This is a genomic window from Pseudomonas eucalypticola, assembly GCF_013374995.1.
GTDB lineage: Bacteria > Pseudomonadota > Gammaproteobacteria > Pseudomonadales > Pseudomonadaceae > Aquipseudomonas > Aquipseudomonas eucalypticola.
Genome location: NZ_CP056030.1, coordinates 117,043 through 134,688, shown reverse-complemented (window position 1 = coordinate 134,688; position 17,646 = coordinate 117,043). Strand labels below are relative to the sequence as shown.

Sequence of the window (17,646 nt, the reverse complement as noted above, 5' to 3'; positions counted from 1 at the left end):
AGCGGTAGAAGCCCAGTTGGACAGTAACCCGGGCAGTAAAAAAGCTAAAACGTTTAAGTCCCCTCTACGCCTAGTGGCAAATAGACGCACCCCAGGATTGTATTGCCCTCGCGGAGCCGCTAATGTGAGCAAAATTTTACCTTTGCCTCAGCTTCTTCATGTTCACGCATCGACGGTAGGTGAGGTTCATGGAGCGCTTACGTTGGACTGCACGGCGGCTACCAGCGCGGGCGTCCACTGGCGTTGCCAGATATAGGCGTCGTTGGGCAGCACCACGGGTGGGCGTGAGCAGCCTTGAGCGATGGTCAGCAGCAGCGTGGCCAGGGCAAGGCGGACGAGGGATAGGGGCATGATGGGGAGAGGCGAATTCCGTGTCGCGGGGTGGGGAGTTTACCCCATGGGCCGTGTGCACGGTCAGCCCTGTAGCCGCTGCCGACAGGCTGCGCTGGCCCCCATGTGCGCTGGAGATATGCAGTGAGGCACAGGGCCAGCGCAGCCTTCGGCAGCGGCTACGGGTTCGCTGCCAGGCAGGGTACCGATGCATCGTTCTTCACGCCGCTGGACAGCAGCCGGTCAATGGAGGCTTGCGCGGCGGTATCTCCTGCCTTCATCGCCGCCCGGTAGCACGCCAAAGCGCGTGGCGGGTTCTTCGCAATCAGGTCGCCTGCCCCGAGTGCCTCGGCTAAATCGTGAAGCCCTCTCGCGCTTCCGGACATTGCCGCCGCTTCCAGCACACCCTGGGCTTTCTGCGGCGCAACGCATGCACCTTCACTCGGCGTATCGCCCCCATCGCAGTAGAAAGTGGCCAGCGCCAATGTCGCATCCGGGATGGTCTTGGCCGCCGCCTTGAAAAGCCGCTCCGTCTCGGCATAGCCCGGATACGCCGCCATGCCCGAAAGCCCCAGGCCTGCGGCACCATAACTTGACTCCGGGTCCCCGGATGCGGCTGCGCAGACAAGGTAATCCATGGACGCCTGAAAAAACTCGGCCGTCAGTGGATAACGTTCCGGGCCGCCCAATTGACCGTACAAGTCTGCTCTGCCCGCACAACGCTGCTCGACAGGGGACATGCCTGGTCTGTCGGGCAGGGTTAGTTGGGCATCGCGGACGGACCAGTCTTCAATGCCTGACAGCAGCCAGCAGGTGTTGCTGTGCAGGAACGTGTAGATCTTGATGTTGCCCAGCCCGCCCCGTTTGTCGGTGTAGGTGGCTGAGTTGCCGTCCGGGCTAATGACGACTGACGTCACGGATGGCTCGGCGGCAGGCATCAGGGGGTAATGCAGGGCGCGGGAGTCCACCAGCGGCTGGTAGGGAAGCAGGGGGCCGGAGGGGGATTTGAGTAGGGTAAGTTTGCGGATGTAGTGTTGGTGGTAGTTGGATTGGAGGGTTGTGTTGGTGGAGAAGGCGGTTAAGAATTGATTAAAATCGTTAGAGGGACACTGACTAACTGGCTGATCGGCATACCCAAAGCTTGGCAGCAAAAGCATCAGCCATACGAAACACAGCACACACCAGCGCTTTACCACCCTAGAAAAAATCATGCCTCGCATTCCGGATCAAATACATTAAGAAACTTTCAACTCTCGAAATGAAAACCCTTTGACATTCATCGACTCCACATCATCCTTAAATTTTTGCGAGACCACTACCACCTTTGGCGACTCCGCCACCCTGAATATATCACAAGTAACATCATCCATATCGCGCAACACCAAATCATAGACAACATAACCATCAGGCCACTCATCATACTTAGAGCGCTGCCTATCAAAAACCCCTACCAACGAAGTATCAATGAATATTGCAACATGACTTTTTACCGGACTATTTATACGTACCTCTGGAAACTTCTTCAAGTAATCCAACCCATCATAGACCTTCCGAGAAAAAACAATAACAGGACGAAAATACGTAAAAACATCAGATGCAGATTTCCCTCTCTTGTGCTCGGTATTGTAAACCAGATCGTAGACCCCGGCCTCCTCATCTACAGTAGCCTCACCATACGCAAGGGCGACAGAGAATTCATAAAGTCCAAGAGAGCTCGGAGAATCCAAAAGCGATTTAAACTTGTCATCCTGCACCAGCACGTAAAATTTACTCATCAAAACCTCAAGTAAAAAGGTCGGACCATTTCGCATTTCTGCCGCTGGAAAGTAGCTGCTCTCGAATACCGCCGAGTGATCTCAACACAGCTTGCCCCCCGGTCCCATCCGCGGCAATGATAATATCATTGACAGCGACCACATAAGAATTGGGGTGCCTTCCGTTATGCAATATGCCCGGCACACTATTATCCATATTGTGTCGATTCGGAAGAAACACACCATTCTCCGCACCATCAACACCAACACCATGATTTCAATATCCTTACGCAGGCTGTTCTCCTTCGCGTGCGCAGTATGGTGTTGTTGCGGGCGAGGATAATCGAAGGGTTACACAAAGCCTGTTGACCTGATGCCCTCCCTTCGTAGTAGGAAAGCTACCCTACCCTCCGTACAAGTAAACCTTACGAGCGTCTTTCAAAAAATAAAGACCTGACAATTTCTCAATTTCGTACTCTACATATATCTCAATGTTCGGCGGGCTATTGGATGCATTGGCCAGCATCTTAACTACCTTTCCGCCCTCATAAAAATACTTGTACGCCCAATAGTCACCATCTATATCCACCCTGATGGCGAAATCGACCTTACCCTCAAGCGTGTACAGCTCAGTCGAACTGACTGGAAGATGATCGTTGTCAAATCGAATAGAAAAACAATTCTCAGACTCTTGAAAAAAAACTTCCACATCAACGACACGGCCTTTTTCATTTAGAGAAACGGCGCTGACAACATTGCCACCCGAGACCTTATAGTGGTGTAGATTTTTATCGCCCTTTAGGCGTTTAGAAAACTTTTTGGCAGGTGGGTAGCCCGTTAATTCCAACCCGTACGGAAGCAGGACGTAAGCTGGCCCCCGCGACCAAAATTCTTCATCAAAAGATAATGACTCAAAATTTGAAAGCATGCGCGAAGTGAAGTTTTCATCCTCCATCCTTTCCAACATGCGCTTGACTTCGAACTCCAATATCGATTCGTTCACACCTACCTCCTTAGTGGAAAAGTTTTGCCTGTACTAAGTTCTGACTTCAGAGCACTAAGAGCACTCAAAAAATCTTTTTTAGTGGTTTTCCCGGACAGAGTATCAAATACATGTTGCTTGTAAGAAATGCCATGTACGCCTTGCCCCTTATGTAAGGTCTCAAGACTCCCCGGTGCCCGGCCAGCATGTGTATTCGGAAGCCATATGCCATTTCTCTTGTCATTTATGTCTATTTTAAGATCTTCCATCTGAGCTCTCAAAGCTATCATACGATGATCTTTTGAGTTAGACATGACAATATGATGGGCGTCGTACTGGCCGCCGCCCATCGGTTTCGCACCAAGATTAGAGGCTAGTTTCTTCGCATCTGTGTTGCAACTAAGTCCAAGAGGGTCTAGCTATTCAATCGGATTGGGGGCGTACCGATATAAATTATTGCCGCCCAACAACCCAATCGGATCCGGTGAAACACAACCTTCCCACATCCGGATCATAAAACCGAAACGTGTTGTAGTGCAGCCCCGTCTCCCGGTCCAGGTACTGCCCCTGAAACCGCAGGTTCTGCTCTTCAATGTAGTACGGCTCCCGCACCTCCTCGACCGTGTTGCCCCACACCTGATACTTGGCCCGCCACACGGTATGGCCGTCCGTTTCGGTCAGTTGTTCAGGCAGCCCGTTCAGGTCGTTGTGGTAATAGCGAATCCGCGCCTCAGGCCCAATGCCGTCGACCCGCGCCAGCGGGTCGTAGCTGCCTTCGCTGGAGTAGAGATAGAGGCTGCTGTGGCCTTGGCGATGCTCCTGCAGCAGCCGCAATCCATCCCAATCAAACCGCGTCTCGCCTAGCGGAAAGCCCTTGGCGTCATGCTCGCTTTTGCCAATCCGCCGACCCAACGGGTCGTACGTCATGCGCAGCACTGTCTCGCGGTGCCCATCCTGGGTCCGAATCTCTTTGATGCGATGCTCAGCGTCATAGCTGAACCGCTGCACCACATGGCTGCCCTTGCGCTTCTCGATCAGCCGGCCAAAGCCATCGTAGCGGTAGCGTTTGTCCTGATAGGTCAGCAGTTTGTTGTGCACCACCAGTCCTGCGCCCACGCCCGGGCCGTCGAGCAGGTTGGCGGCCGCGTCGTAGGCGAAGGTTTCGGTGCGGGCGCCGGATTGGGCGGCCATGATTCGGCCGGTGGCGTCGTAGTGCAGCAGGTCCTGGCGGCGCTCATCGTTTTGCTGATCGAAGCGGCCGATCAGGTTGTCGCTGGGGTCATATTCGTATCGCTTCTGTACCGGTGCCGGCAGCACGGCCGGCAAGCTGCTTACCCGGCGTTTGCGGCTGAGCAAACGGCCGCTGCGGTCGTAGTCGCTGCGGGTATTGAGTTGGCCTTGGGTGCGCAGTACTTCGCGGTGCAGCCGGTCGCGCTCGAAGTCGCTGATCACGCGGCCGTCGAGGTTGAGTTGGTGCAGGTGGCCGCTGCCGTAGTACAGGCGGTTGAGCCAGCGACCGTCCGGTAGCTGGGTCTGGATCAGGTTGCCGAGTTCGTCGTAGTGATGCTGCAAGGTGCCGGCGGCGCTGGTGTCTTCCAGCAACTGGCCTAGGGCGTCATAGGCGAAGCCCAACGTTTGTTCGCTGCCGTCCCAACCTGTGAAGCCAATCTCGGTGAGTTGGCCGACAGGGTCGTAGGTGTAGGCGGTGCGGCCATCGTCGGTGAGTTTGGCGCGCAGTTGGCCGATGGCGTCACGCTGCAGCCAATGAAATACAGGCGCAGCCTCTTGAACCAAGGTCAGGCCCGTGCCGTGCGAAGCCGGCCGATACTGCACGGCAACGACGCTGTTCATCGCATCGTAACCGTAACGGCGGGCGCTGCCGTCCAGGTCCTGCTGTTCGATCAAGCGGTCACCAGCGTCCCAGGTGAAGCGGTAGCTCTCGCCGTTTTCATTGGTCAGCGCAGCGAGCAACCGCCGGCACCGCTGCTGGCCAACTCGCCGAGCCTGACGGACAAGTCGGCAGCCATCGGCTATGCCATGCACATGGACTTCCTCGGCCACCGCGCGGCCAATAAAGCTCCTCAGCTCCTCAGCTCGTCAGCGCGTGGACGGCAGACCGCGACCTGACCAACCCCGCGCTCCCGGCCTTTCAGGTTTGCGTGTTGCTGACCAAGCTACAACTCAATGACCTGCAACAGTCCCTGAAACTGATCGTCGATGCCGCCCGCAAGACGCAGACATCGCCCAAGGACTTTTTCCAGGAAATCGCCAGCGCCAGTGCCTACATGAGCCGCGACCCCTCGGCACTGCGCAGCGGTGCCAACCTGGCCGATGGCGGCGTGCTGGGGGAATACCTGCAGGGTCTGCCCTACCGCAGCAAGGCGCTAACCATGACCCAAGACCTGTGGTTGTCGCTGTCGGTCGCCGAGCAAGAGGATTTCATCGACGAGCTGGAGTCCAAGATCCAGCTCTACGAAACCTTCCATAATGACCTGGCCAACTGGGTGCGCTTCGGTGATGCCGAGCCAGGTGACGCCCTGTACCGTGTACCGCTGTCGACGCTGCCATGATCCTCGACCTGCGCGACGTACGAATCACACGGGGCCATGGGCCCCAACGCTACAGCCTGGTGGTGGAGCAACTGCGCCTGGGCGCGGGTCAGCAATACGCCCTGGTCGGGCCCAGCGGCTGCGGTAAGAGCACCCTGCTCGACCTCCTGGCACTGGTGGCTGCACCGCAACAGGCTGCGCACTTCCGCTTTTGCGACACCGATGTCGCCCGGCTGTGGCAGGACGGGCACCACGACAAGCTCGCGGATCTGCGCAGCCGGCACTTGGGTTATGTACTGCAGACCGGCGGCCTGCTGGGGTTCACCACCGTAAGGGCCAACATCAACCTGCCACGTGCCCTGCTGGGTTTGCCGGAAGATGGCACCATCGAGCACCTGGCCGAGCGCCTGGGTATCAGTGACCACCTGGGTAAGAAACCCGCGCAGTTGTCGGTCGGGCAGCGCCAGCGGGTCAGCTGTGCCCGCGCCCTCGCCCATGCGCCTCGACTGTTGCTGGCCGACGAACCCACTGCCTCGCTGGACCCGATCAACGCCGAGCGGGTCATGCAATTGTTGCTGGCCCAGGCCGGGGAACAGGGCGCTACCCGCGTGGTAGCCACCCATGATGAACAATTGGCTCGCCGCTGCGGCCTGCCCCTGCTGCACCTGACATCGGCTCGCGATGCCGATGGCGGCGTCACCGCGCGCGTGGTACAGCCCTGATGCGCCGTTCACTGATCGCTACATTGGCCTGGCAAGACTGGCGTGACGAGTGGCGCCTGTCGTTGTGCGCGGTGCTGGCCCTGGTGGCGGTGGTGGCACCATTGCTGTTGCTGTTCGGGCTCAAATTTGGCCTGATCAATGGGCTGACCGAGCGTTTGCAGCAGGACCCAGGCGTACGAGAAATCATCCCCTTGGCGGGTGGCCGCTTCAGCGCTGGCGACATCGAGGCGCTGGCCGCACGGCCGGACGTGGGCTTCGCCCTGCCCCGCACCCGACAGATCGCCGCCACCGCCGACCTGCTTGACCCTGACGGCAGGGCACTGGCGGTGGAGATGGTCCCTACCGCGGCGGGCGACCCGCTGCTAGGCCACGTCGCCGCGCCCACCGGCGTCCGGGACGTGCTATTGAGCCAGACCGCTGCGCAAAAACTCCATGCCCAGGCCGGCCAGCCCCTGGTTGCGCTGATCTCTCGCCAGGATGCCGGGCAAGTGCAGACCCAGCGGGTCACGTTGCAAGTGGCGGGAATATTGCCCATTGCTGCCTTTCAACGCGACGCGATCTTTGCCCCGCTCGTGCTGCTGGAGGCCGCCGAGGATTACCGCGATGGGCGCGCCGTGCCCGCGCTGGGCTGGGCTGGCAGCGCACCTGGCAGCGAGCGCGTGTACCCCGCCTTCCGGCTGTATGCACGCGACCTGGCTGGCGTGGAACCGCTGCGTCAGTACTTCGCCGGGCTAGGCCTGAGCGTGGCCACCCAGGCTGGCGCCATCGAGCAGGTACAAGCCCTGAGCCGTCGGTTATCCACTGTATTCTGGTTGATCGCCGGGCTGGCCTGCGGCGGAGCCTTTGCCGCCATTGCCGCTGGCACCCTGGCCGCCGTGGAGCGCAAGCGGCGCGCCTTGGCGGTACTCCGCTTGCTGGGATTGCGCACCACTGCCCTACTCGCCTTTGTCCTCCTGCAGGCGCTCTACAGCGCCTTCCTGGCTGCCCTGCTGGCGGTGATGGTGTACGCCGCAGGTGCCGCTGTTCTCAATACTCTCTTCGATCAATTGGCCAGCCACCTGCTGCCCGCGCACCTGGCCATCGCGCTGCTGGCGATCCTGGCAGTCAGCCTGCTGGCAGCCATGGCGGGCGGCTGGCGGGTGACGCGCCTGCAGCCCGCACAAGGAATTCGCGATGTTTAGACACTGGGCACTCGCTGCGTTGGTCGCCGCCAGTTCACTGGCCGTGGCCGACGAGAACAAGTTCGACAACCCCAAGCCGCTGCCCGACGACGTCAGCCTGCCGCTGCCATGCGGGGGCGAGATGGTATTCCGCTATGTGTACGTGCTCGCCAACGGACCGCTGGACGATCGCGAGATCAACCTGGGCTACCCCTTCAGCGAAGGTGAGGCCGGCTACAAGCAGTCTTTCATTTCCGGCTACCGGCGCGATTACATCAACGGCCAGTTCACCCTCAACGACCTGGCCGAGGACTGGCGCAAAACCCTTGCCCCCTTGCTGCCCAAGAGCGGCGCGGGCAATCCCCTCAAGCCCATGCTGTATTTCGTCGGCAAGTATGAGGTCACGGCCCGCCAGTACGCCCAGGTGATGGGCCAGGCGCAGTCTCTGGCCAGCGGCGAACCAGCCCCTGCCTGCGAAGCCGATGATGCCATGGCCGGGCGCCTGCCCAAGGTCATGCTGTCGCACTTCGAGGCCGAGCGCTTCGCCGCCGTCTACAGCGCCTGGCTCATGAAGTACCACCGCGACCTGCTGCCCGTGAGTGGCCGCGGTACCAGCGCCGAAGATGGTGGCCTGGGTTTCGTGCGCCTGCCGACTGAGGTGGAGTGGGAATACGCCGCACGGGGTGGCCAGGCGGTCAGCCGGCAGGAACTGGAAGGCCGGTTGTTTCCCCGGCACAGGGAAGGCAGCGACGAAGATGCACCACTGGCCGACTATGCCGTTTTCAGCCAGGTGGCAGGGGGGACCGGCCAGGGCGCGCGGCTGCTGCCCATTGGCACCAGGCTGCCCAATCCCATCGGCCTGTTCGACGTGATCGGCAATGCCGCTGAAATGGTCCAGGAGTCGTTCCAACTCGTCAGCGCCGGGCGTCGTCAGGGCACCTATGGCGGCTTTGTGGTCAAGGGCGGCAACTACCTGGAAGGCGAGATGACACTGTTCACCGGCATGCGTCGGGAATACCCGTTGTTTGCCGCCGATGGTACCGAGCAACGCAATGAAACCACCGGCTTTCGCGTGGCACTGGGCGCCCTGGCCGCGCCGCGGTCGCGCTATAGCGAACTGTTCGCGCAATGGCAGAAGGAAGGCCGCCTGGCCTCGCTCACCGATGCCATCGACGACGCCCAGGACCCGACCAAGCGCCTGGACGGCATCATTGCCGCCAGTGTCGACCCACGTCTGCAAGCCGAATTGGGGCTGGTCAACGAAGAACTCAAGCGCAATGTCTCGTTGATCGCCAAACAGCGCGAGGAGGCGGCGGGCAACCTGATCCAGTCTTCAGCGCTGGTGGCCGAGACCATCAACAACTACAACATTCGCCTGACCAATCTGCGCACCACCCGCGACAAGGCCCTGGCGATGAAGGACCAGGCGAGCGCCGACCTGATCGGCTCTGCCATCGACAACGGCCGCAGCGCCCTGGATGGTGCCGTAGCGATCTATATCGACAACCTGGCCACCGGCACCCGTTACACCGATGCGGTGATCCAGGCGCAATTTCAACGAGTCAAGGAAGAACTGGGGCGCAAGCCGGTGCTGGGCAAAAGCCTGGTGGCGCGCGCCACATTGTTCGTCACCCATGTCGGCAATTACCGCAAGCAACAGCGGGCCGACCCAGAGGTGATTTTGAAGGAACTGCTCGCCCAGTCTGGTAAGAAGCAATGACCAGGCTGACGAGTGAGCGTGCAAGGCCGGGCCGCCATGGTGGCAGCCCGGCCAGGATAGACAAACCAAAGGAAGAGATACCCATCATGCGTTCGACCCTCAACACTTTCACGGCCGCCGGTGCGCGCCGCAGTGCTCTGCTGATCGCGACCAGCTTTACCCTCGTGCTGGGCGGCTGTGCCACATCGCCAACCTCCAAGGTGGCCCAGACCACCAAGGTCGAGTACTACCCTACCTGCTACGAGCCAGTGGAACACCTGCGCAGCACCGATTCGGACGTGACCAAGTCGGTAGCCACCGGCGCGGTCGTCGGTGGCCTGCTGGGCGGTGTGACCGGTGCCCTGGCCGGGGATAAGGACAAGATGGGCCGCAACGCTGCCATTGGTGTCGCTGGCGGCGCGCTGGCCGGTGGCGCGGTGGGTTACTACACCCAGAAACAAAAGCAGATCACCGACGACAAACAGCGTATCGGCTCCTACGCCTCCGACCTGGACAGCAGCAGCCAGTCCATGGACCGGAACATCGCCTACGCCAAGGCTTCCCAGACCTGCTACCAGGCCGAATTCGACCGTCTGATCTCGGCTCGCAAAGCCAAGACCATCAGCGACACCGAAGGCCGCCGTCGCCTGGCGGAGATCGTCTCGGGCCTGCGTGAAAGCAACCAGCTGATCGTCGCGGCGAACGGCAAGGCTACCCAGGATGTGGACTCCTACAGCCAGGCCTATGAGAAAGACCTGCAACAGGTTGGTGTGCAGCGTCAGGACGTAGTGACGGTAGCCGCGGCGCAAACAACGCCAGTGAAGGCCACTTCCAAGACCAAGGCCAAGGTGAAGAAGCCGGTCGCCAAGAACGTGCCGACCGAAGCGGTGACTACCGAAAAGAGCTTGCAGAACGCCCAGGCCAAGCAGGCTGAAGGCAAGCAGGTAGCGGCCAACGGTCAGAGCTTGATGGCCAAGGTGTGCAGCAGCCCGGACATGGGAGACTGGGCGCCGGACAGCTGCAAGGCTTGATAGAGCGCTGTAACTGAAAAGCCCCGGTTGCGTGAGCAATCGGGGCTTTTTTGTGTCGGTGTGCCGTGTGCCTGACGGTGCGCGTCGTCCTGGACGCGGCCAGGTCCGCTGCTACAAAAGCTGGCGTTATGGCTACCGCCTCGGTTTGGCGGACGCTTAAAAGACAAAACCCCCAGCTGCGTAGCAGCTGGGGGTTTCGGAATTCAATCTTGACGATGACCTACTCTCACATGGGGAAACCCCACACTACCATCGGCGATGCATCGTTTCACTGCTGAGTTCGGGATGGGATCAGGTGGTTCCAATGCTCTATGGTCGTCAAGAAACTCTGTGTGCCGGTCCGTCGCCAGGGACGTGCCAGCCAAAAATGTAGGAGCTTCTACTAAAAGACAAAACCCCCAGCTGCTTTAGCAACTGGGGGTTTCGGAATTTAATCTTGACGATGACCTACTCTCACATGGGGAAACCCCACACTACCATCGGCGATGCATCGTTTCACTGCTGAGTTCGGGATGGGATCAGGTGGTTCCAATGCTCTATGGTCGTCAAGAAATTCTGTAGCCAGGATGCCCTTTGGGAGGCATTCCAGCGAATCGGGTATGTGACAGTATTTGTGAACTGCAAACTTTCGGTGCATGTCATCTTCACAACACCGCAATCTGGTCATTCGACGCAAATTGCTTGGGTGTTATATGGTCAAGCCTCACGGGCAATTAGTATTGGTTAGCTCAACGCCTCACAGCGCTTACACACCCAACCTATCAACGTCGTAGTCTTCGACGGCCCTTTAGGGGATTCAAGATCCCAGTGAGATCTCATCTTGAGGCAAGTTTCCCGCTTAGATGCTTTCAGCGGTTATCTTTTCCGAACATAGCTACCCGGCAATGCCACTGGCGTGACAACCGGAACACCAGAGGTTCGTCCACTCCGGTCCTCTCGTACTAGGAGCAGCCCCTCTCAAATCTCAAACGTCCACGGCAGATAGGGACCGAACTGTCTCACGACGTTCTAAACCCAGCTCGCGTACCACTTTAAATGGCGAACAGCCATACCCTTGGGACCGGCTTCAGCCCCAGGATGTGATGAGCCGACATCGAGGTGCCAAACACCGCCGTCGATATGAACTCTTGGGCGGTATCAGCCTGTTATCCCCGGAGTACCTTTTATCCGTTGAGCGATGGCCCTTCCATACAGAACCACCGGATCACTAAGACCTACTTTCGTACCTGCTCGACGTGTCTGTCTCGCAGTCAAGCGCGCTTTTGCCTTTATACTCTACGACCGATTTCCGACCGGTCTGAGCGCACCTTCGTACTCCTCCGTTACTCTTTAGGAGGAGACCGCCCCAGTCAAACTACCCACCATACACTGTCCTCGATCCGGATAACGGACCTGAGTTAGAACCTCAAAGTTGCCAGGGTGGTATTTCAAGGATGGCTCCACGCGAACTGGCGTCCACGCTTCAAAGCCTCCCACCTATCCTACACAAGCAAATTCAAAGTCCAGTGCAAAGCTATAGTAAAGGTTCACGGGGTCTTTCCGTCTAGCCGCGGATACACTGCATCTTCACAGCGATTTCAATTTCACTGAGTCTCGGGTGGAGACAGCGCCGCCATCGTTACGCCATTCGTGCAGGTCGGAACTTACCCGACAAGGAATTTCGCTACCTTAGGACCGTTATAGTTACGGCCGCCGTTTACCGGGGCTTCGATCAAGAGCTTCGCGTTAGCTAACCCCATCAATTAACCTTCCGGCACCGGGCAGGCGTCACACCCTATACGTCCACTTTCGTGTTTGCAGAGTGCTGTGTTTTTAATAAACAGTCGCAGCGGCCTGGTATCTTCGACCGGCATGGGCTTACGGAGCAAGTCCTTCACCCTCACCGGCGCACCTTCTCCCGAAGTTACGGTGCCATTTTGCCTAGTTCCTTCACCCGAGTTCTCTCAAGCGCCTTGGTATTCTCTACCCAACCACCTGTGTCGGTTTGGGGTACGGTTCCTGGTTACCTGAAGCTTAGAAGCTTTTCTTGGAAGCATGGCATCAACCACTTCGTCGTCTAAAGACAACTCGTCATCAGCTCTCGGCCTTAAGATCCCGGATTTACCTAAGATCTCAGCCTACCACCTTAAACTTGGACAACCAACGCCAAGCTGGCCTAGCCTTCTCCGTCCCTCCATCGCAATAACCAGAAGTACAGGAATATTAACCTGTTTTCCATCGACTACGCTTTTCAGCCTCGCCTTAGGGACCGACTAACCCTGCGTCGATTAACGTTGCGCAGGAAACCTTGGTCTTTCGGCGTGGGTGTTTTTCACACCCATTGTCGTTACTCATGTCAGCATTCGCACTTCTGATACCTCCAGCAAGCTTCTCAACTCACCTTCACAGGCTTACAGAACGCTCCTCTACCGCATCACCAAAAGGTGATACCCGTAGCTTCGGTGCATGGTTTGAGCCCCGTTACATCTTCCGCGCAGGCCGACTCGACTAGTGAGCTATTACGCTTTCTTTAAAGGGTGGCTGCTTCTAAGCCAACCTCCTAGCTGTCTAAGCCTTCCCACATCGTTTCCCACTTAACCATGACTTTGGGACCTTAGCTGACGGTCTGGGTTGTTTCCCTTTTCACGACGGACGTTAGCACCCGCCGTGTGTCTCCCATGCTCGGCACTTGTAGGTATTCGGAGTTTGCATCGGTTTGGTAAGTCGGGATGACCCCCTAGCCGAAACAGTGCTCTACCCCCTACAGTGATACATGAGGCGCTACCTAAATAGCTTTCGAGGAGAACCAGCTATCTCCGAGCTTGATTAGCCTTTCACTCCGATCCACAGGTCATCCGCTAACTTTTCAACGGTAGTCGGTTCGGTCCTCCAGTTAGTGTTACCCAACCTTCAACCTGCCCATGGATAGATCGCCCGGTTTCGGGTCTATACCCAGCGACTAAACGCGCTATTAACACTCGCTTTCGCTACGCCTCCCCTATTCGGTTAAGCTCGCCACTGAATATAAGTCGCTGACCCATTATACAAAAGGTACGCAGTCACAGAACGAAGTCTGCTCCCACTGCTTGTACGCATACGGTTTCAGGATCTATTTCACTCCCCTCTCCGGGGTTCTTTTCGCCTTTCCCTCACGGTACTAGTTCACTATCGGTCAGTCAGTAGTATTTAGCCTTGGAGGATGGTCCCCCCATATTCAGACAAAGTTTCTCGTGCTCCGTCCTACTCGATTTCATTGACAAGAGATTTTCGCGTACAGGGCTATCACCCACTATGGCCGCACTTTCCAGAGCGTTCCGCTAATCTCAAATCAACTTAAGGGCTGGTCCCCGTTCGCTCGCCACTACTAAGGGAATCTCGGTTGATTTCTTTTCCTCAGGGTACTTAGATGTTTCAGTTCCCCTGGTTCGCCTCTCAAGCCTATGTATTCAGCTTGAGATAACCATCTTGTGATGGCTGGGTTCCCCCATTCAGACATCTCCGGATCACAGTCTGTTTGCCGACTCCCCGAAGCTTTTCGCAGGCTACCACGTCTTTCATCGCCTCTGACTGCCAAGGCATCCACCGTATGCGCTTCTTCACTTGACCATATAACCCCAAGCAATCTGGTTATACTGTGAAGACGACATTCGCCGAAAATTTGCAATTCGAATCACAAATTTTACCTTAGCCTGAATAAACACCAGTGAAAGTGCCATCCAGTCTATCTTTCTATCACATACCCAAATTTTTAAAGAACGATTCTGATAAAGTTCAGAAATCAATATTCGACACGAATATTCATTTCTAAGCTTTGGAAGCAGTTTATGGTGGAGCCAAGCGGGATCGAACCGCTGACCTCCTGCGTGCAAGGCAGGCGCTCTCCCAGCTGAGCTATGGCCCCATAACAAAATTGGTGGGTCTGGGCAGATTCGAACTGCCGACCTCACCCTTATCAGGGGTGCGCTCTAACCAACTGAGCTACAGACCCAATTTCGAGCGTAACTGTTAGCCAGATCAGCTATCAGCTTGGAGCTTAAAGCTGCTTCTATCGTCTTCTTCAATGAATCAAGCAATTCGTGTGGGAGCTCATGATACAGCTGATGTCGTCGATTAAGGAGGTGATCCAGCCGCAGGTTCCCCTACGGCTACCTTGTTACGACTTCACCCCAGTCATGAATCACACCGTGGTAACCGTCCTCCCGAAGGTTAGACTAGCTACTTCTGGTGCAACCCACTCCCATGGTGTGACGGGCGGTGTGTACAAGGCCCGGGAACGTATTCACCGCGACATTCTGATTCGCGATTACTAGCGATTCCGACTTCACGCAGTCGAGTTGCAGACTGCGATCCGGACTACGATCGGTTTTGTGAGATTAGCTCCACCTCGCGGCTTGGCAACCCTCTGTACCGACCATTGTAGCACGTGTGTAGCCCAGGCCGTAAGGGCCATGATGACTTGACGTCATCCCCACCTTCCTCCGGTTTGTCACCGGCAGTCTCCTTAGAGTGCCCACCATAACGTGCTGGTAACTAAGGACAAGGGTTGCGCTCGTTACGGGACTTAACCCAACATCTCACGACACGAGCTGACGACAGCCATGCAGCACCTGTCTCAATGTTCCCGAAGGCACCAATCCATCTCTGGAAAGTTCATTGGATGTCAAGGCCTGGTAAGGTTCTTCGCGTTGCTTCGAATTAAACCACATGCTCCACCGCTTGTGCGGGCCCCCGTCAATTCATTTGAGTTTTAACCTTGCGGCCGTACTCCCCAGGCGGTCAACTTAATGCGTTAGCTGCGCCACTAAAGTCTCAAGGACCCCAACGGCTAGTTGACATCGTTTACGGCGTGGACTACCAGGGTATCTAATCCTGTTTGCTCCCCACGCTTTCGCACCTCAGTGTCAGTATCAGTCCAGGTAGTCGCCTTCGCCACTGGTGTTCCTTCCTATATCTACGCATTTCACCGCTACACAGGAAATTCCACTACCCTCTACCATACTCTAGCTTGCCAGTTTCGGATGCAGTTCCCAGGTTGAGCCCGGGGATTTCACATCCGACTTAACAAACCACCTACGCGCGCTTTACGCCCAGTAATTCCGATTAACGCTTGCACCCTCTGTATTACCGCGGCTGCTGGCACAGAGTTAGCCGGTGCTTATTCTGTCGGTAACGTCAAAATTGCAGAGTATTAATCTACAACCCTTCCTCCCAACTTAAAGTGCTTTACAATCCGAAGACCTTCTTCACACACGCGGCATGGCTGGATCAGGCTTTCGCCCATTGTCCAATATTCCCCACTGCTGCCTCCCGTAGGAGTCTGGACCGTGTCTCAGTTCCAGTGTGACTGATCATCCTCTCAGACCAGTTACGGATCGTCGCCTTGGTGAGCCATTACCTCACCAACTAGCTAATCCGACCTAGGCTCATCTGATAGCGCAAGGCCCGAAGGTCCCCTGCTTTCTCCCGTAGGACGTATGCGGTATTAGCGTTCCTTTCGAAACGTTGTCCCCCACTACCAGGCAGATTCCTAGGCATTACTCACCCGTCCGCCGCTGAATCAGAGAGCAAGCTCTCTTCATCCGCTCGACTTGCATGTGTTAGGCCTGCCGCCAGCGTTCAATCTGAGCCATGATCAAACTCTTCAGTTCAATACTGCAATCGGGTTTTGAGAAAACCCTATAAACTTGACTCAGCAATCGTTGGTTAAACCATGATTTCTCGTGGAGCAACTTATGATGCTGATAATCTTTTTGACTATCAGTCTGAGTCACAAGCACCCACACGAATTGCTTGATTCAGTTGTTAAAGAGCGGTTGGTTGATTCTTTCGTCTCAACCGAGGCGCGCATTCTACGCTTTCCTCAGAGTCTGTCAAGCGTTTATTTTGAAGTTTTTCAGAGAATCTCTAACAACTTCAACCACTTGACTCGCTTCGATCTCTCGTTAGCGGGAGGCGAATTCTACAGCGATTTGAGTCGCTGTCAACTGCCTTTTTCACCGCTTTCGACATCAAAATCGAAACCTTTCGGAGCGGGCTACTTTGGTTAACTACTTGATTATCAAGGAGTTTTCCGTTTGGTCTGCGCCGGAAGTGGGGCGAATTATAGAGAGATCTGCGGGGCCGTCAAGGGTTAATTTCGGGAAATTGTCTTTTAAGTCAAAAGCTTCCTTGCCGGCCACCTTATAAAGGCCGGCAGGTGCCTGCCATCTACATCCCTCATCAAACCACCCCATCCTTTCTCAGCCTCTCGAAAGCCTCCTCCCCCACCCCTAGCACCCGCATCAACACCTCCCCCGTATGCTCCCCCAACATCGGCGGCGCACGCCGGTACTCCACCGGGGTCTCCGATAGCCGAATAGGCGAGGCCACTTGCGGTACCAACCCCGCCAACCCGTGGGGCATTGCCACCGCCAGGCCCCTTGCCTGCACCTGCGGGTCAGCGAACACCTGGGAAAGGTCGTTGATAGGCCCGCACGGCACTCCGGCACGTTCCAGCGCCAATACCCATTGGGCTGTTGTCTTGAACACCGTCACCTGACGTATCAACGGGATCAGTTCCGCACGGTGGGCCACCCGCAGTTTATTGGTGAGGAAGCGTGGGTCGTCCGCCCATTGCGGCTGACCTGCCACCTCGGCGAACTTGCGGAACTGGCTGTCGTTGCCCACGGTGAGGATGAAGTCACCATCAGCAGTCGGGAAGTCCTGGTACGGCACTATATTAGGGTGCGCATTGCCGAGCCGTTTCGGTGCCACGCCGGTGGTGAGGTAGTTCATGGCCTGGTTGGCCAGGCAGGCAACCTGCACATCCAACAGCGCCATGTCGATATGCTGGCCACCGCCGTGCTGGTCGCGGTGGGCGAGGGCGGCCAGGATCGCCACGCTGGAATAAAGGCCGGTGAGAATGTCGGTCAGTGCCACGCCCACTTTTACCGGGCCTGCGCCTTCTTCGCCTTCCGGGCGGCCGGTTAGGCTCATGAGGCCGCCCAGCCCCTGAATCATGAAGTCATAGCCCGCGCGCTTGGCGTAGGGCCCGGTCTGGCCGAAGCCGGTGATGGAGCAATAGATCAGCTCGGGGTTAACCGCCTTGAGGGCAGCGTAATCCAGACCATAGGCCGCCAGGCCACCGACCTTGAAGTTCTCTATGACGATATCGGACTTCGCCGCCAGCTCGCGCACCAGGCGCTGGCCCTCGGGTTGAGTGAAGTCGATGGTCACCGATTGCTTGTTGCGGTTGGCCGACAGGTAATAGGCCGCCTCGCTGGTGTTCTCGCCTTCCGCATTCCTGAGGAAGGGCGGCCCCCAGGCCCGGGTGTCGTCACCGTTGCCCGGGCGCTCCACTTTAATGACCTCGGCGCCGAGGTCGGCAAGTATCTGCCCCGCCCAGGGGCCGGCCAGTACCCGCGACAGATCCAGCACCCGCAGATGAGACAACGCACCCAT

Annotated in this window: 9 protein-coding genes, 2 tRNA genes, 4 rRNA genes and 3 pseudogenes; 5 read left to right on the top strand and 13 right to left on the bottom strand. The window is 57.2% G+C overall.

Features of this window, described 5'->3' with window-relative positions; translation table 11 throughout:
• Nucleotides 1–186 precede the first annotated feature (186 nt).
• The 6 genes and pseudogenes from HWQ56_RS00675 to HWQ56_RS00645 form a co-directional block, all read right to left on the bottom strand.
• Nucleotides 187–351, bottom strand: coding sequence for a hypothetical protein (locus HWQ56_RS00675; protein ID WP_176569533.1), 165 nt, complete (start codon nt 349–351; stop codon nt 187–189).
• A gap of 158 nt (nt 352–509) precedes the next feature.
• On the bottom strand, nt 510–1,541 hold the full coding sequence (locus HWQ56_RS00670) for a tetratricopeptide repeat protein (protein ID WP_176569532.1): 1,032 nt from the start codon (nt 1,539–1,541) through the stop codon (nt 510–512).
• Nucleotides 1,542–1,565: 24 nt separating this feature from the next.
• Nucleotides 1,566–2,105 carry an imm11 family protein gene (locus HWQ56_RS00665; RefSeq protein WP_176569531.1) on the bottom strand — a complete coding sequence of 180 codons (540 nt, stop codon included), beginning with the start codon at nt 2,103–2,105 and terminating at the stop codon, nt 1,566–1,568.
• Between the two features lie 7 nt (nt 2,106–2,112).
• A pseudogene (locus tag HWQ56_RS29330) lies at nt 2,113–2,346 on the bottom strand (AHH domain-containing protein); the annotation flags it as partial.
• A 141-nt stretch (nt 2,347–2,487) separates the two neighbouring features.
• Nucleotides 2,488–3,087 carry a hypothetical protein gene (locus tag HWQ56_RS00655; RefSeq protein ID WP_176569529.1) on the bottom strand — a complete coding sequence of 200 codons (600 nt, stop codon included), beginning with the start codon at nt 3,085–3,087 and terminating at the stop codon, nt 2,488–2,490.
• A 2-nt stretch (nt 3,088–3,089) separates the two neighbouring features.
• A pseudogene (locus tag HWQ56_RS00645) lies at nt 3,090–5,034 on the bottom strand (RHS repeat-associated core domain-containing protein); the annotation flags it as partial.
• Here HWQ56_RS00645 and HWQ56_RS00640 point away from each other — a divergent pair.
• The 5 genes and pseudogenes from HWQ56_RS00640 to tagQ all read left to right on the top strand — a co-directional run.
• Nucleotides 5,029–5,636 (top strand): annotated as a pseudogene (locus HWQ56_RS00640) (serine/threonine protein kinase); the annotation flags it as partial. The pseudogenes HWQ56_RS00645 and HWQ56_RS00640 overlap by 6 nt on opposite strands.
• Entirely contained in the window at nt 5,636–6,337 is a 702-nt protein-coding gene (locus HWQ56_RS00635) for an ABC transporter ATP-binding protein (protein ID WP_176572314.1), read from the top strand. The pseudogene HWQ56_RS00640 and the gene HWQ56_RS00635, both read left to right, overlap by 1 nt.
• Nucleotides 6,337–7,518 (top strand): FtsX-like permease family protein, encoded by a 1,182-nt coding sequence (locus HWQ56_RS00630; RefSeq protein ID WP_158158420.1) that lies wholly within the window; start codon nt 6,337–6,339, stop codon nt 7,516–7,518. Before HWQ56_RS00635 ends, HWQ56_RS00630 begins: the two co-directional genes overlap by 1 nt.
• Nucleotides 7,511–9,217 carry a formylglycine-generating enzyme family protein gene (locus HWQ56_RS00625; protein WP_176569526.1) on the top strand — a complete coding sequence of 569 codons (1,707 nt, stop codon included), beginning with the start codon at nt 7,511–7,513 and terminating at the stop codon, nt 9,215–9,217. The genes HWQ56_RS00630 and HWQ56_RS00625 overlap by 8 nt, the downstream gene beginning before the upstream one ends.
• Nucleotides 9,218–9,303: 86 nt before the next feature.
• On the top strand, nt 9,304–10,227 hold the full coding sequence (gene tagQ / locus HWQ56_RS00620) for a type VI secretion system-associated lipoprotein TagQ (protein ID WP_158158422.1): 924 nt from the start codon (nt 9,304–9,306) through the stop codon (nt 10,225–10,227).
• 207 nt (nt 10,228–10,434) lie between these two features.
• Here the strand turns inward: tagQ and rrf (HWQ56_RS00615) are convergent.
• The 7 genes from rrf (HWQ56_RS00615) to HWQ56_RS00585 all read right to left on the bottom strand — a co-directional run bounded on the left by rrf (HWQ56_RS00615) (nt 10,435) and on the right by HWQ56_RS00585 (nt 17,646).
• Nucleotides 10,435–10,550 (bottom strand): 5S ribosomal RNA (gene rrf, locus HWQ56_RS00615).
• Between the two features lie 111 nt (nt 10,551–10,661).
• Nucleotides 10,662–10,777 (bottom strand): 5S ribosomal RNA (gene rrf / locus HWQ56_RS00610).
• A 142-nt stretch (nt 10,778–10,919) separates the two neighbouring features.
• A 23S ribosomal RNA gene (locus HWQ56_RS00605) occupies nt 10,920–13,812 on the bottom strand.
• A 219-nt stretch (nt 13,813–14,031) separates the two neighbouring features.
• A tRNA-Ala gene (locus HWQ56_RS00600) sits at nt 14,032–14,107 on the bottom strand.
• Nucleotides 14,108–14,117: 10 nt separating this feature from the next.
• Nucleotides 14,118–14,194 (bottom strand) — tRNA-Ile (locus tag HWQ56_RS00595).
• Nucleotides 14,195–14,317: 123 nt separating this feature from the next.
• Nucleotides 14,318–15,854 (bottom strand): 16S ribosomal RNA (locus HWQ56_RS00590).
• Together the 16S, 23S and 5S rRNA genes with 2 tRNA genes alongside form the textbook arrangement of a ribosomal RNA operon.
• Before the next feature lie 571 nt (nt 15,855–16,425).
• Nucleotides 16,426–17,646 carry a CaiB/BaiF CoA transferase family protein gene (locus HWQ56_RS00585; RefSeq protein WP_176569525.1) on the bottom strand — a complete coding sequence of 407 codons (1,221 nt, stop codon included), beginning with the start codon at nt 17,644–17,646 and terminating at the stop codon, nt 16,426–16,428.

Excerpts from the sequence above, each read along its gene's own strand:
- HWQ56_RS00675 (WP_176569533.1), bottom strand. The coding sequence starts at position 351 with ATGCCCCTATCCCTCGTCCGCCTTGCCCTGGCCACGCTGCTGCTGACC.
- HWQ56_RS00670 (WP_176569532.1), bottom strand. The coding sequence starts at position 1,541 with ATGATTTTTTCTAGGGTGGTAAAGCGCTGGTGTGTGCTGTGTTTCGTA.
- HWQ56_RS00665 (WP_176569531.1), bottom strand. The coding sequence starts at position 2,105 with ATGAGTAAATTTTACGTGCTGGTGCAGGATGACAAGTTTAAATCGCTT.
- HWQ56_RS00630 (WP_158158420.1), top strand. The coding sequence starts at position 6,337 with ATGCGCCGTTCACTGATCGCTACATTGGCCTGGCAAGACTGGCGTGAC.
- HWQ56_RS00625 (WP_176569526.1), top strand. The coding sequence starts at position 7,511 with ATGTTTAGACACTGGGCACTCGCTGCGTTGGTCGCCGCCAGTTCACTG.
- tagQ (WP_158158422.1), top strand. The coding sequence starts at position 9,304 with ATGCGTTCGACCCTCAACACTTTCACGGCCGCCGGTGCGCGCCGCAGT.
- HWQ56_RS00585 (WP_176569525.1), bottom strand. The coding sequence starts at position 17,646 with ATGGGTGCGTTGTCTCATCTGCGGGTGCTGGATCTGTCGCGGGTACTG.